Genomic DNA, 13,968 nt, shown 5'->3' with positions numbered 1-13,968 from the left:
AGGGACAGCTCGCCTAAAGCACTATTTTGATATTGGAAAACATTATGAGTAATAAGAAGATTGACCGTCGCACCCAGATACTTCAAGCATTGGCTCAAATGCTTGAAAGCAGCCCAGGTGCACGGATCACTACAGCAGCATTAGCAAAGCAAGTCGGCGTTTCAGAAGCTGCTTTGTATAGACACTTTCCAAGTAAAGCAAAAATGTTCGAAGGCTTGATTGAGTTTATTGAAGACAGCTTATTTTCGCGGATTAATCGTATTATTCAGGAAGAAGACGATGTACAAACTAAGGTGCAATTGATTTTACAATTAACTTTAGGCTTTGCAGATCAAAATCCAGGTATGTGCCGATTATTAACCGGTGATGCCCTTGCAGGCGAAACAGAGCGCTTACGCAAGCGGATTAGCCAGTTATTTGAACGTATTGAGACACAGATTAAACAGATTCTACGTGAAGCTGAGCTTAAACAAGGTTTACGCACTAGCATTAGCGTTGCTGCCAGTGCCAATTTATTGGTTGCTACAGCAGAAGGAAAGATTCGTCAGTATGTACGTAGCGAGTTTAAAAACAAAGCGAGTGCACATTGGCCTGAGCAATGGAAATTATTGTCTCAAAACCTAATAGTTAGCTGTTAATAACAGAGAATTAAAATACAATAGGACGTAGAGAAAACTACGTCCTTATAGGCATTAGATGCTTATTATGGCTTATTAGATACCATATTGATCACGATATGCTTTTACCGCTTCAAGGTGCTGAGAGAAAGCCTCAGAATCTTGTTCCGCTAAATAAGTCATAATGTCATTAAGAGAGACGATACTGATAACAGGCATAGCAAAGTCGCGCTCGACTTCTTGAATGGCAGACAACTCACCTTGTCCACGTTCCTGTCGATCTAGAGCGATCAGCACACCCGCTGGTGATGCATTTGCTTCAGAGATGATGGCCATCACTTCACGAATGGCAGTGCCTGCAGTAATAACATCATCAATAATCATGATGCGGCCTTTAAGTTCCGCACCAACAAGACTACCACCTTCACCGTGTGCTTTTTTCTCTTTGCGGTTGAAAACATAAGGGGTGTCTACATTATGATGATCATAAAGGGCAACAGCTGTAGTTGTTGCCAAAGGAATACCCTTATAGGCAGGCCCGAACAAAACATCGTAAGGGACATTCGCTTCAACCAAAGCGGCAGCGTAAAAGCGACCTAGTTTGGCAAGCGCTTGACCTGAGTTAAACAGTCCTGCATTAAAAAAATATGGACTAACTCGACCAGATTTAAGGGTAAATTCACCAAATTTCAGTACTCCCTGAGAAATGGCGAATTCGATAAATTCTTTTTGGTAAGGTTTCATACCTGGCTCCAAAATTGCATTAATAAACGAAAAGCGTGCTTCTAGAAGGCTCGCGAACAAAGCCTCAATTAAGATAGGCGCTAATATAACACATGGCATTGAATTGTAGGGACCAGAAATGAAGGTCATAAGCCTTAATGTAAACGGTATCAGACAAGCAGCAGACCGCGGCTTTTTTGATTGGATGGTAAAACAAGACGCAGATGTAGTGTGTCTACAAGATATTCAGGCAGAAGAAGCCAGCTTAAACGATAACGTCTTTTTTCCAGCAGGGTATAACACGTATTTTTTTGACTCATTAAATGACCCTGACACTGCAGGCGTAGCGATTTATTGTAAGAAGATGCCAAAAGCCATCATGACAGGCATAGGCTTTAGTGAATGCAACTTCGAAGGCCGATTCATTCAGGCAGACTTTGACAAAGTGAGTATCGCCTCTTTCTTGGCTCCTCATGGCTCTAATCACGAACAAGAGTTACAAGATCACAAATACGCTTTTATGGAAGGTTTTAAGAATCACCTAATTAAAACTCGCCGTAAGCGCAGAGAGTTTATCTTCTGTGGAACAGCAAATGTTGCCCGCTCTCCTATTGATGTCAGCAGCTGGTTTGTGAATCAGCGCAACTCAGGTTTCTTGCCTGAAGAGCGTCAGTGGATCAACGAAATTTTTAATGAGCATGAGTACATAGATGCTTATCGTCAGATCAACAAGCAAGACAAGCAGTATACTTGGTGGCCAGATTATGAGCGTGCTTGGAAATTAGATGAAGGTGGTCGTTTGGATTACCAAATTACTACGCCGGGCTTAAAACAAGTAATACGCTCAGGTAGCGTATACAAAGACCAGCGCTTTGCAGACCATGCACCACTTATCATGGAATACGATATCGATTAATAAAAAAAGGGCATTTAATATGCCCTTTTTTTGGTCTTAATATTGTCCCGTCCTGAATAAAGTTAGTGCTTTTCCCATTTTACTTTTAGCTTAAGCTGATGAATCGATCCTGGTGTTAAGGTATAGGCATTGGACAGTGCATTAGCGCTTTCAACACACACAAAGTTTAAGTATTCATCATCCTGTAAATCAACACGTTCTTTTGCTCTTTCCGCGCCTGGGTTCCACACCACAGTACTCGCTGCGCCCTCTTGGCTTATGGTAAGAGTACGACCAAAAACAGGATCAACTAAAATACTGGTATCTGGCGTATCTAGATAGACTCGATCTAACTCGGTGCAAGGTTGAATAGAGCCAGACTGAACCGATGAAATCCCTTCAAACTTGTCTTGATACTGACAGGTTTCTAAACCTTTCACTTCGGCCTGTTCACTATTACCCACATTAAAGTAAGTGTGTAGTGCTTCAGAAATTTTCACATCATTATCGGATAGATTGGCAGCAGAGAAGTTAACTTCGAAGCCATCACCTAATCGAAATACTAGCCTTAGCTCAAATGCATCTGCCCACATATCTTCAATCAGAGGATGTTGCTCTGACGCTAGCTTTAACTGAATTTTAACATCACCATTTTTAAAGTGCCCAGCTTCCGCCAGCTGCCAACGAAAGTATCGAGCAAGCCCATGGGCAGGCAAATCTTTATTCGTCTCATGTGCCCCAAACCAAGGCCAACAAATGGGCACGCCCATATGGATTCTAGAAAAACGTGAATCACGAGTTTCTTGGCTGGATTGGAACAATAGGTCTTCTTCACCTTCTGGTATAAAGCTAACCAAGTGACCACCCCAAAGTGCAATACGAGCACTAAAGCCTGGCTGTTCTATTAAAATTTCATCACAACCGCGAAGACTCGTCGGGGTTAACACTCCCCCTACCATTTCTAGGTCTTCCATCAATTGCTTGTCCATTTAACTCTCCTCAATTAGCCGAAGCAGCATATTAGCGATAAGCTCACTAAATTAATATAAGACCATTTGAGGTTTACTTAGGTTTAATTCACTAGTCTTGATATAGGTTCATATCAAACTGTCACACCCAATAGGTAAACAGGGCCTTAAAATACAAAATATAAGGGTAACGCTTGCATAAAAAAAGCCCTGAAATAATCAGGGCTTTTTTAGTGATCATTTTTTGTATTTTATACCGCACCTTCGGAGCAATTCCCACCCTTAGTTTGTGCGGCAAATAATGCTTGATCAGCACGACCTAACCAGTCTTCTGAAGAGGAATCCGTTTCACGAGTTTGAGCAACACCAAAACTCATGGTTAATTTAATATCCCCTTTTGAGGTAGCAAACTTAGTGGAGGCTACGCGTTTTGCTAAACCTTGGCTATATTGTTCGGCTTTCACCTGAGTCACATTGGTTAACAGAATTGCAAACATACCACTGGTAAAACGACTAACAAAGTCTCCAGGACGGACTGATTCACCTAATAATTCAGCCACTTTTTCAAAGACTTCATCTCCGACTGTGTAACCATGCTCTAGATGGAATTGTCTTAAATTATCAACTTCCATCAGGATAAGAGAATGATTAGTGCTGGTATCTTCTTGAAAAGCAGTAAAATTGGTAGCGAGTACATGCTCAAGGCTGGTTCTGTTTTTAAGACCGGTCACCATGTCATTGCGCTTAACATAGTCCAATTTCACATTCACACTGGAAAGAGAAACCTTACTAGTAGCGATGTCAGAGACATCATAAATAACCATGCATAAGTGTTTAATTGAGCCATCAACATGGGAAATCGGTCTCAAAGTCACATTCTGGTACATCTTATCAGCCAAACTAGTAATCGGGCGATAAGAGGTAAATGGGAATAGGTGTGGCATCTGTTCCCAAGAGATATAAAACGGTGTCTTTAATGACTTAACGTTATTCAGCTTGTTCTTTAGCCATTCTGCCGGAATATTTTCAAACATAGAAAAAAGCGGCTTACCTTTAGCACTAGAAGATGTAATGCCTGAATGGTTTTCCATAAAACCATTCCACAATTCAACCTCAAAGTCTGTATTCAGTACAACTAACCCCACATCGATTGTTTGAATCATATCAAACAGCCAATGTAGTTCTAACATTTCATCTACTGCACTCGACATTATTCGTCCTCCGATAAGTAAGAGAGTAGATTCTCAAGTGTGGCCACTGAGTCTTCTGTAAACAATAAAATCAAATCACAGCTCACTTGATAATTTTCAACCTCATAGGTAATTTCTACTGCTAGGGTTTGTTTCCACGCGGCTTTCTTCGCATTGATAAGATGATCATTCTTAACATGTTGCCCTAATACAACAGGGTGGCTGTCGCTAAAATCAATATTTAGCTGGCGGGCTAAAGCTAAAATGAAAGGCCCAACCAAAGCCGAAGACACATCCATCAATAACTCTACTTCTGAATTCTTATTAAGCTTCTCTTGGTAACCCAATAATTTTGCCATATCAGGAAAGCTTGAATCAGAAAATACCAATAGTGCTTCAAGCGCAATGCCTGTCGCCACAAAGCCTTGAGAAACCGCTGAATAACGATTGCTTTCACCGTTATAGCCTAATGCCATTTGCAATTCGCTCACTTCCAGCATATTCACATTAGGCACAGGCAGTTTCACAAACACACCTAACATATCGGCAAGCACACTAGCGGCACGGCCCATAGCAACGTTCGAAACTTCTTGCAGGCAGTCATTTAATGAGAACTCTATGCCCTCATCCTCCATGGTTAAATGGGAATCATCATTTGACTCATCACCCATAAAGCCATGCTGTTCAAGCGCCGCACGTATTATGTCTTTCGTGGCAGGCTTTTTAAGGAAATCAATTGCCCCCAATGACTTAACTCTTTCAAGCGCTTGTGCTTGAACATCACCAGACACGACGATTACCTTGGTCGCCATTTGAGCTTGTTGCATTCTTTCTAGGGTTTGATAACCATCAAGCACAGGCATATTTAAGTCTAAAAACATTAAACTTATGTCTTCACTTTCCAGAATCTCTAATGCTTGCTCACCATGTTCAGCAAACAAAATTGTGACCGTCCAATCTGCCGGCAACAACTTTGAAAGCTGTTTTCTTGCTACACTGGAATCATCACAGATAAGAACTTTGGCACTCATGAAATCTCACTTTAGGTATAAAACTATTAGACTTAAACCATTAACTTATGAATATTTAAACTATATATTGATATGCTTATTTTGCACGTTTATTAGAATTTAAATTAAACTTTAACGGTTACTAGCGGCAATAAACAGTAATGGAAAGTACACTTGGTTATCATTTGTAACCATCATCAAGCAGGTAAGGATAAATTAATAATTTGCTTAGCGAACGGTGTCATCCTTAATGGCCGCTATTATGCTTATTTCCTGTTCAAAAACTAGTCAAAACCGTCCAATAAGGCCAATTATTTACAATAAAATATCAAAAAAACTCAGAGTATCGAGATTAACGCTTCTGATAACTTATTTTCATGATATTTATGCGCTTTTTCATCCGCAATATCCGCTCTTATTATTGTTACGCCTAAAGCTTCTATTTCATTTAGCCCGGTATAAGAAAGCTTTTCATCGATTAATAAAAAGTCTAATGCACCTAATGAACCCTGTTCATTTTCCCCTTTATGAACAAACCGAATTATAGTTTCTACCTGTTGTAACAAGGTTAAACCATATTGTTCAGGATCATTTCCTAAATTAGGAATATAAATTTTAGGATTAGGGTTTGCCAAAATAGCCTCAGCAACGCCTTCTGGCACCAAGTTAATTAAAACACTGCTATAAAAACTACCAGGCGGATAACAAATTAAATCGGCGTCTTGAATCATTTTATGCCTATCATGGCCTAACTTAACCACAGCAGGTTTAGAACTTATTAGATTTTGCGTTAGATAGATTTCTTTTACCGCAGAAGAGATGGCACCACATTCTTTACCTGTCATCCTATGTTGACCCACCAAGGATTCACCATTTTCTAACAGGGTCACCATATGGTGCGAGGTATCCGTAATCGTCTTCACTTCTCCTAGCACTTTCACTAAGCGTGAGAAAAGAAAAATAATAGGATCTATTTTTTGCTCATTATTTAAATATCCACCTGCAATGATGAGATTCCCAATACTGGCACCTCTTAAATCAAAGTCCTGACTGATACTTGCATTCGTAATTGAGAGTTGAGTCTGAATAAGCTCTTTTAAAGGTGACGTAATTTTAGTCATAAAAGGGTGTTCACCAGACTCCAACCTTTGTAGCTCTTGCCTTAAGGTCTGATTGTCCTGATCTGGATTCAAACGATAATGAAACAAGTCATAAACATCAGGCTGACCTAATACGGTTTCATCGGCTAGAGCCATCAGGCGGCTACGTATATCGCCCACAGCAGGCATATTAAATTCATCACGCAATTTGGCTGAACTACCACCAGAATCAAACGGGGTAACCAAATGAATAGAGTTATGGGTATAGTTTTTGAGAGAACGGCTGATTTTATTTAATGCAGAGCCGCCACTAAAAAATAAAATACGCGGCCCCAATTCAGGCATTTTTTGAGACCTACCGATACGAATAGGATCAGGAATTTGCAATTTTCGCCAAATACTTGGCATAAAGACTAACCTTCTAATTCCAATGAGGTACTTTGGTCGATTAATTGATTACGGCCACTACGTTTCGCTATATATAACCTTTGATCGGCTAATTCAAAACAGGCTCTTGGGTGAGTCACTGTTGGCTCATCTTTAATCGCAACCCCTATACTAACCGTTACTCGCTGAAACTCAGATGTTTTATGGATAATATTTAAATCGTGTACCTGATTAATAATTCGCTGGGCTATATCACTGGCACCCTCAGGAGAGCGATCAAACAGCACTAATAGGAACTCTTCACCGCCATAGCGCAAAGCCACATCCTTATGCTGGCAGAAGCTTGCAATAGTTTGAGCCACAGCTCTCAGTGCATCATCACCACTTTGGTGCCCATAGCTATCGTTATAAGCTTTAAAGTTATCAATATCGCACACTAGCATGGCAAAGGATTCATCTGCCGATTGCTGCTCCAATAAATCCAAAGTAGAAGCATAAATTTTACGATTATATAAACCTGTTAAAGCATCTTTTTGCGACTCTTTTTCCACTAACGAAATAGTTTCCTTAAACTCTTTCGCAGCGTTTTCTCTATCGGTTACATCGACAAGACTAATCAGGCTAGATTCCTTGCCTTCCCACAGTATGGTCACGGAGGAAACATCAAACCACCTCTGCCAAGACTCACTGTAAAAACTCTTTAAAATAATGGAACTTGTATGCCTAATCAGTCCATTGCGAGTAATGGCTTTGGAAATTTCGGCAGGAAGCTCACCCACATTGCGCATTTCAGTGCGATCAAATAATCGAGGGAATGACTGATTGTGATAAACAATTTGCTCATCTTGCACAATCGCAATCCGTAACTTTGAAAATTTAATAACATTAGCAAGTTGCTCACTTGCCTGCTTTAACTGATTACGTTGACTATCAATTGTGGTGAGATAATTACTCAATTGAAATGCAATATCGCCAATTTCGTTTTTCAGATCGAAATTTTGTAGGTCATACTTATTTAAGTTGCCCGAGCGAATCAAATTACTCAGCATAATCAGACGTGAGAACAAGATCTCTTTTAGATAAAGCAAAGATAAAACAAAGAGAATTAAGCCAAAAACAATAATCACAAAGTAGTTAAATCGAGTCTGCTCTATGGTTGATATCAATTCACTTGCTTTGGTTTGTACTTCCTGACTTTTCTGGTCAAATAGGCGTAAACTGTCCTCTGTCATACCATCCAATAAAATTTGATTTTGAGTGGTAATGCTAGACAATTCCTTGCGCTTCTCTTCCCTAACTTTAAGTTGATAAAACAGACCGACATCGCCCATTATTTGCTGCAATAACGCCTGATCATCTGCTTCCAATAAATGTTTAGAGGCTTTGTGCTTTGCAATAATTCTTTTTATCTTTTTTTCAGCGGCAGAAATTTCAAATAGTTTTGTACTTGAAGATAAAAGCGAAATTTCTTTGGAAATAGGAATCCAAATTTGACGATGTAATAAACTGCCATACTCCATGCTATCCAGTGAATTGGATAAAATAAACTTAATGTTTTTTGCCACCTGTTGGCTTTTAATAATATGTTGATTTTGAATATGAGACGTCGTCTCTAAACTCTTCGTTAGCTTCATTAAAATTGCTAAAAGGTGTTCTGTAGACTTACTATCGCTAAGACGTTCTAACTGCTGTGCGAGCCCTTTCAGCAGATGATTAATTTCAGCCGACACAATACGTAACTCAGCCTGAGAGTCTGACTCAGCCATTTGAGTCATCAAGCCAGACAAGGAAGCAACTTGTATTTGTATTATCGAAGCCGCTTCCATAATTGGCAGCTGCTCTTGTGTATTATGGACTATGGTATTTTCAAAGGTTTGTAGCCTATCCATAGAAATCCAATTCATCATACCAATGCAAGCAAACATGAGCACAAAACCAACTAACATTTTGAATTTCAAAGAATGGAAAAAATGTTTTGGTAATGATTCAAACTTCATTAGAACTCCTGAGCTAACCTTATTCAGGTGTTAAATCTTCTAAACGGCCATCAAGCGCTACATTCACATTTTCCTGACGCTCAATATAATCCGACACTATCGTCCATAACAGGCGAGTCTCTTTTAAAGTATAGGACTCAGATTTATCTTTAAACATCCCATATTCATCTCCACCCTTTAATAAGTAGCCGGATAAAGATAGCGTGTAATGACGCTCTTCGAGTGGTTTTCCTGCAACATTAATTTCTAATACCCGATCAAAAGGCTGACGCGATAAGTCATAGCTTACATTAAAGCCAGAAATCTGAAGGAAACGCCCTGATAAAACATCCACCTTACTTAAGGAGTTTTCCATCATGGCGTGAATCTCATCGGTACTCACTTCAATGGTGTGAATATGATCACCAAAAGGAAGTTCGCGATTAATATGAGAACGCTTTAATATTTGCCCAACTGGATACTCTCTATAGCCTCGAATACTACCGCTATTAATGACAGCTAATTCGGTTTTTGCATAATCTCGCATGCTGTCAGCAAACAAATTACCTATTGCAGCTTCTTTTGTACGAATATTTTCACGTAAAGAATTAAGTGGCGAAGCAAGAACACCTAATTCATATTCTAAAATAATATTCAGCCTATCTATATACCTTTGCACGGTTTGATCAACCGACTGACTTTCTTGATTATCTCGATAGCTGGCAATGCGTCCACTTGCATGAGCATGTTTATCCTTAAAATCAATCACAGCGAGATCACCATCATGGCCGCCACTAAATACTTTTATTGGCGTTGAGCGAGTATCAATATAGTCATCACCCTCTTTCGCTACCAAAACTAAATCAAGCGGCTCATAAGCACTGTCATCAAGTTTTTTAATTACATCATTTTCGGTAATTAAAATGACTTTATCAGCCCCTTCTTCTCTTAATGTTTTATCTAGCTGCTGAATTGAGTCAACAACATTTAATACTGACACCTCTCCCTGTAAATACGTCAAATTAATAGAGGTATCTAATATTGTTATAAATCCAAAACGAACATCACCAGTATCTAATAAATAATGAGAAAAAGTCCCTTCTACTGGTTCATTGGTGCGCTTATCAAGTAAGTTTGATAACACCATAGGGAAGCTAGCTTCACTGGACCTTAATGTCAGTTGATCTATTCCGTTAGCAAACTCTCTTTGATTTACGGCAAATAGATTTACTTGCATATGATTAAGTACATCAATCATATGCGCGCCAGAATCATAGTTAGATAAGGCATTAGGAAACAAGCTATCCCCACCATGGATAAAAAGCACTTTTCCATCATTACCTTGTCTTAACTCGCTGACAAAGCCTGCCAATCGACTCAGGTTTGGTTTTTCTGGGGCAATCAATATGTCAGGTAAATTAGAAGTAAACACCAAGCTTGCTGCCATGCTATGAAAAGAGCAAAACATACTTGATAGAATAAGAGAGACTGTAAATAAAACACGCTCTTTCATAACAATTACCTTACATTGATTCAGGTTCTAAGTATTTATCAAAAAGCCTGATCTAACTATGCTTATTTTGTAACATTTAAGGTGACTTAGTAAGTTCTTTGCGCACTTTCAAGCTAATTTCCAATCAATTAGGCTTCAACCTAATAAAAAGCTTATTGCTAAATATTCAATTAAACAGAGCAGCTAATAAGGTGAGAGCATTTTATACTGCCCTAAAACGACAAAAAGCAGCACTCTAATAGAGCACTGCTTTTGCATCACAAATGAAAGCTTATTTCACTTTAAAAGTACGCTTACGCACTTTCTCAAGACGCTTCAAAATCGCATCCAAACGCTCTGGTTTAACCATAAACTCTTGGAAACCTTTCATACCTTCCTTCGCCATACTCGGAGCAGTATCTCGGTCGTAGAACTGAGCAGTACCCGCCGCATTTGATAACATATTCACACCTTTATTAAGGAAGTAGTTATCAACAGCTTGCGCATCCTTATGTGGCGGTATTTGTAACAAGGCAGCATTAACCAAAGTTTGGTTGTCAGCTCGCGCCATAAATTTCAAGAACTTACGAGCGTCTTCTTTGTTCTTAGCCTTGCTAGGAATATGCACTGTATCCATAGGCGCATCTTCTGCCATAGGAATACTTGGATCAATTTGTGGGAATTGGAAGAATCCCATTTTGCCATCCAACTCTTTCGGGAAGTTAGGCGTAATGAAATTACCAATTAAGTACATAGCAGCATCACCGTTATACATAAATGGCTGTGCTTCTTGCCAAGAGTATGAAGCATGGTTTTCTAAGAAATAACCAGGTTCAACCAATTGCTTCCAGTTCTCGAAAGTTTTACGTACACGTTCGTCTGTGTAAGGGATTTTGCCATCCATTAGATCAATATGAAATTGCAGACCATTAGTACGTAAGTTCAGATAATCGAACCAACCCGCCGCTGTCCAAAGGTATTTTGTACCGATCGCAATCGGAGCAATTTTATCTGCTTTCAATGCCGCAGAGACAGCTAAAAACTCATCCCACGTTTTTGGCTCACTTAGGCCACGAGCTTCAAAGATATCTTTACGATAGTAAACGCCCCATTGGTAATAAGTGTATGGAATACCCCATTGTTTATCATCAATTGTCATGGCAGCTTCTGCTGTGCTCATGCTTGAGTGAAGATCTTCGCTATCCCAAATATCACTCACATCTTCAAACATGCCACGTTCAACAAAGGTCTTCATACGGTTACCCGCATACCAGAAAACCAAATCTGGTGGAGACGTTGCTAACCAGTTTCGTATTGCCGTTTTATAACCTTCTTTGTCGTATAAGTTGTACTTAATTTCGACATCCGGATTTTCAGCGGTAAATTTTTCAACGATTTCAGCAAAAGCTTTTTTCGGCGCTGGATCGGCCTGGTCTGAGTTAATGACAAGCGTACCCGCTTGTACCGACCAAGCTGCTGCAGCCATAGCTGTACCAGCAATTAAAGACTTAATGGTTTTCATGTTGAGTAGATCCTCACTTTTATTTTTATAAAACGGAACACAGTTTCAGTATTAAGTAAATTTTCACTTTCGTCAATAAATGAAACCAAGTTTCAGTTTATTTTTTGTACATTTTTACGATTTCAACCAGATACTGACACCCGCCGGCGCAACCTGAGCTTGTCCAATCAAGCAAGTTGCCCCTAATGGCACATAATTCGCCGCGCTTTGCCCGTAATTAAAGACAAATATCAGCTTACCGCGATGGCGCACTCGCACACCTTTAGGTAAATAATAGACAGGTAATTCCGCCTGTCCCGCAAGCTTTTCAAAACAGCTTTTTAACAAGGCCTTGTCCAAACAAGCACCTAGATAAAAACGCTTATCCTCACCCACAAGAACAGGCTGACCTTGTTCATCTTCTAAATGAACAGCTAACTCAGTATTTATTTGCTCACGCCAATGTTTAAGCTGACCTTGTCCCCAAGCACCATTTACAGAGGGCTGGGTATGCTCAGGTAAGGCATCAACTCGCTCAACTTGAAGCGGCATTAATGTTTGTAGTTTGCCAGGCGCCAGTTCATCTGGAATTTGATAATCAGACGTTTTACTGCCAGAGCGCGGTCCAACTAATAAAACACCTTCAAATTTATCAAGCGCCTTTTGCAGCATGTCATCAATCACGACCTGCGCTGGTAATACCAACATTTTATAAGCACTTAAATCACTCTTAGGCGAGATAATATCGATACTTAAACCAAGCTCTCTTAACGCTTCATAAACACGGTAACACCAGAACAAATAACGATATGCCTGAGACTGAGGCTGAATATCCAAGGCCCAGCAGGCATCGTAATCAAACATCAAAGCGACACTACCGGCACTTGGCAAAGCTTCTAGTTCATCCTTATCTAGACCCAATTGCTGGCTTAAATGATTAATTTCATCGGAAACTTGCTGAGCCTCAAAAGCCGCTTCTGCTTTGGAAGCATCAGGCCTTAATAAACCAGAATGCATTTGTTCTTGGGCAAATGGGGCTTGTCGCCAGCGGAAATAAGAGACTAATTCAGCCCCATGGGAAAAGGCTTCCCAAGTCCAAAGTCTTACCGCGCCATCTGCAGGGGTTGGGTTATGGGGAGCCCAGTTAACCGGCCCCGGCTGTTGTTCCATAATCCAAAGGCGCCCTTTACCACAGCCACGATATAAATCGTGATGGAAAGCACCAAAGTCAGGATGACCTGTACGTAAATACGTTTGTTTTTCTTCGTCTTGGTAAATTGCTTCTTGATCCAGAAAGCCAAGAGGATAAGTATCCCAACTTGCTACATCTAGATCTTGCCCAACCTTGTGATGGTCAAAAGCGGTAAAGAAACCCATATAGTTATGTACCAGATCTCGCCCTGGTGAATACTCACGCAAGATATCTGCTTGTAACTTGTTATAGGCAACCACTTGGTCAGAACAACAGCGATGGAAATCGAGTCTATGGGCAGGATTAGCCTCTGTAACCGTCAGATTAGGCAGCTCAATTTCGTCAAAGCTTGCATATTCCATGCTCCAGAAAACATTACCCCAAGCCTGATTGAGGGCCTCAATATTTGAATATTTTTCTGCTAACCAAACTTTAAAGGCAGCAAGATCCACATCGGCATAACTTAAAATAGTATCGTGACAACCGTATTCATTATCTGTTTGCCAAGCGACAATCGCATCATGAGCACCGTAACGCTTAGCCATATCCGTCACAATTCGACGACACTCTTGGCGATAATCAAGGCTCGCAAAGCTATAATGACGACGAGAACCAAAACCTCTTGGCTGGCCAGCTTCATCACAAGCGAGCATACTAGGATGCTTATCCACCAGCCACTTAGGCGGTGTAGCTGTTGGTGTCCCTAAAATCACTTTAAGTCCAGCATTCCCTAAGACCTCCAGAGCTTCATCTAACCAATCCCAGGTATATTCACCCTCAACACCTTCAAGGCGACTCCAGCTAAACTCACCAATACGCACATACTCAATGCCTATCTCAACCATGGCTTTAACATCAGTCTGCCAACGAGACTTAGGCCAATGCTCAGGGTAATAACAAACACCTAATTTCATACT

11 protein-coding genes are annotated in these 13,968 nt (G+C 40.2%); 2 read left to right on the top strand and 9 right to left on the bottom strand.

Features of this window, described 5'->3' with window-relative positions; translation table 11 throughout:
* Window positions 1-44: 44 nt before the first annotated feature.
* The gene (gene slmA / locus OA91_RS16865; protein ID WP_046015553.1) at window positions 45-638 is read left to right on the top strand and encodes a nucleoid occlusion factor SlmA; all 594 of its coding nucleotides are present in this window, start codon (window positions 45-47) and stop codon (window positions 636-638) included.
* 75 nt (window positions 639-713) lie between these two features.
* Here the strand turns inward: slmA and pyrE are convergent, their stop codons facing one another.
* Complete coding sequence (gene pyrE / locus OA91_RS16860) at window positions 714-1,361, bottom strand: orotate phosphoribosyltransferase (RefSeq protein WP_046015889.1); 648 nt, start codon at window positions 1,359-1,361, stop codon at window positions 714-716.
* Window positions 1,362-1,479: 118 nt separating this feature from the next.
* Here pyrE and OA91_RS16855 point away from each other — a divergent pair, with 118 nt between their 5' ends.
* Window positions 1,480-2,256 carry an exodeoxyribonuclease III gene (locus OA91_RS16855; protein WP_046015552.1) on the top strand — a complete coding sequence of 259 codons (777 nt, stop codon included), beginning with the start codon at window positions 1,480-1,482 and terminating at the stop codon, window positions 2,254-2,256.
* Between the two features lie 62 nt (window positions 2,257-2,318).
* Here OA91_RS16855 and OA91_RS16850 read toward each other — a convergent pair whose 3' ends face one another.
* From OA91_RS16850 to OA91_RS16815, 8 genes are all read right to left on the bottom strand, one after another.
* On the bottom strand, window positions 2,319-3,224 hold the full coding sequence (locus tag OA91_RS16850) for a D-hexose-6-phosphate mutarotase (RefSeq protein ID WP_063339192.1): 906 nt from the start codon (window positions 3,222-3,224) through the stop codon (window positions 2,319-2,321).
* A 230-nt stretch (window positions 3,225-3,454) separates the two neighbouring features.
* Window positions 3,455-4,414 carry a diguanylate cyclase domain-containing protein gene (locus OA91_RS16845; protein ID WP_063339191.1) on the bottom strand — a complete coding sequence of 320 codons (960 nt, stop codon included), beginning with the start codon at window positions 4,412-4,414 and terminating at the stop codon, window positions 3,455-3,457.
* Window positions 4,414-5,424, bottom strand: a complete 1,011-nt coding sequence (locus tag OA91_RS16840) for a response regulator (protein ID WP_063339190.1) — start codon at window positions 5,422-5,424, stop codon at window positions 4,414-4,416. Before OA91_RS16840 ends, OA91_RS16845 begins: the two co-directional genes overlap by 1 nt.
* Before the next feature lie 317 nt (window positions 5,425-5,741).
* Window positions 5,742-6,911 carry a GAK system CofD-like protein gene (locus OA91_RS16835; RefSeq protein ID WP_063339189.1) on the bottom strand — a complete coding sequence of 390 codons (1,170 nt, stop codon included), beginning with the start codon at window positions 6,909-6,911 and terminating at the stop codon, window positions 5,742-5,744.
* A gap of 5 nt (window positions 6,912-6,916) precedes the next feature.
* Window positions 6,917-8,887, bottom strand: coding sequence for a GGDEF domain-containing protein (locus OA91_RS16830; RefSeq protein WP_063339188.1), 1,971 nt, complete (start codon window positions 8,885-8,887; stop codon window positions 6,917-6,919).
* A gap of 19 nt (window positions 8,888-8,906) precedes the next feature.
* The gene (locus OA91_RS16825) at window positions 8,907-10,379 is read right to left on the bottom strand and encodes a bifunctional metallophosphatase/5'-nucleotidase (protein WP_063339187.1); all 1,473 of its coding nucleotides are present in this window, start codon (window positions 10,377-10,379) and stop codon (window positions 8,907-8,909) included.
* 271 nt (window positions 10,380-10,650) lie between these two features.
* On the bottom strand, window positions 10,651-11,880 hold the full coding sequence (locus OA91_RS16820; protein WP_046015546.1) for an ABC transporter substrate-binding protein: 1,230 nt from the start codon (window positions 11,878-11,880) through the stop codon (window positions 10,651-10,653).
* Between the two features lie 114 nt (window positions 11,881-11,994).
* On the bottom strand, window positions 11,995-13,965 hold the full coding sequence (locus OA91_RS16815) for a beta-galactosidase (RefSeq protein WP_063339186.1): 1,971 nt from the start codon (window positions 13,963-13,965) through the stop codon (window positions 11,995-11,997).
* Window positions 13,966-13,968 lie beyond the last annotated feature (3 nt).

The sequence above is a fragment of the Marinomonas sp. SBI8L genome, assembly GCF_001624705.1.
GTDB lineage: Bacteria > Pseudomonadota > Gammaproteobacteria > Pseudomonadales > Marinomonadaceae > Marinomonas.
Note: the sequence above shows the minus strand (reverse complement) of the source record. Positions and strands in the feature narration are given on the sequence as shown.

What these genes read in the sequence shown, in the direction of transcription:
- slmA (WP_046015553.1), top strand. Translation starts at nt 45, where the DNA reads ATGAGTAATAAGAAGATTGACCGTCGCACCCAGATACTTCAAGCATTG.
- pyrE (WP_046015889.1), bottom strand. Translation starts at nt 1,361, where the DNA reads ATGAAACCTTACCAAAAAGAATTTATCGAATTCGCCATTTCTCAGGGA.
- OA91_RS16855 (WP_046015552.1), top strand. Translation starts at nt 1,480, where the DNA reads ATGAAGGTCATAAGCCTTAATGTAAACGGTATCAGACAAGCAGCAGAC.
- OA91_RS16850 (WP_063339192.1), bottom strand. Translation starts at nt 3,224, where the DNA reads ATGGACAAGCAATTGATGGAAGACCTAGAAATGGTAGGGGGAGTGTTA.
- OA91_RS16845 (WP_063339191.1), bottom strand. Translation starts at nt 4,414, where the DNA reads ATGTCGAGTGCAGTAGATGAAATGTTAGAACTACATTGGCTGTTTGAT.
- OA91_RS16840 (WP_063339190.1), bottom strand. Translation starts at nt 5,424, where the DNA reads ATGAGTGCCAAAGTTCTTATCTGTGATGATTCCAGTGTAGCAAGAAAA.
- OA91_RS16835 (WP_063339189.1), bottom strand. Translation starts at nt 6,911, where the DNA reads ATGCCAAGTATTTGGCGAAAATTGCAAATTCCTGATCCTATTCGTATC.
- OA91_RS16830 (WP_063339188.1), bottom strand. Translation starts at nt 8,887, where the DNA reads ATGAAGTTTGAATCATTACCAAAACATTTTTTCCATTCTTTGAAATTC.
- OA91_RS16825 (WP_063339187.1), bottom strand. Translation starts at nt 10,379, where the DNA reads ATGAAAGAGCGTGTTTTATTTACAGTCTCTCTTATTCTATCAAGTATG.
- OA91_RS16820 (WP_046015546.1), bottom strand. Translation starts at nt 11,880, where the DNA reads ATGAAAACCATTAAGTCTTTAATTGCTGGTACAGCTATGGCTGCAGCA.
- OA91_RS16815 (WP_063339186.1), bottom strand. Translation starts at nt 13,965, where the DNA reads ATGAAATTAGGTGTTTGTTATTACCCTGAGCATTGGCCTAAGTCTCGT.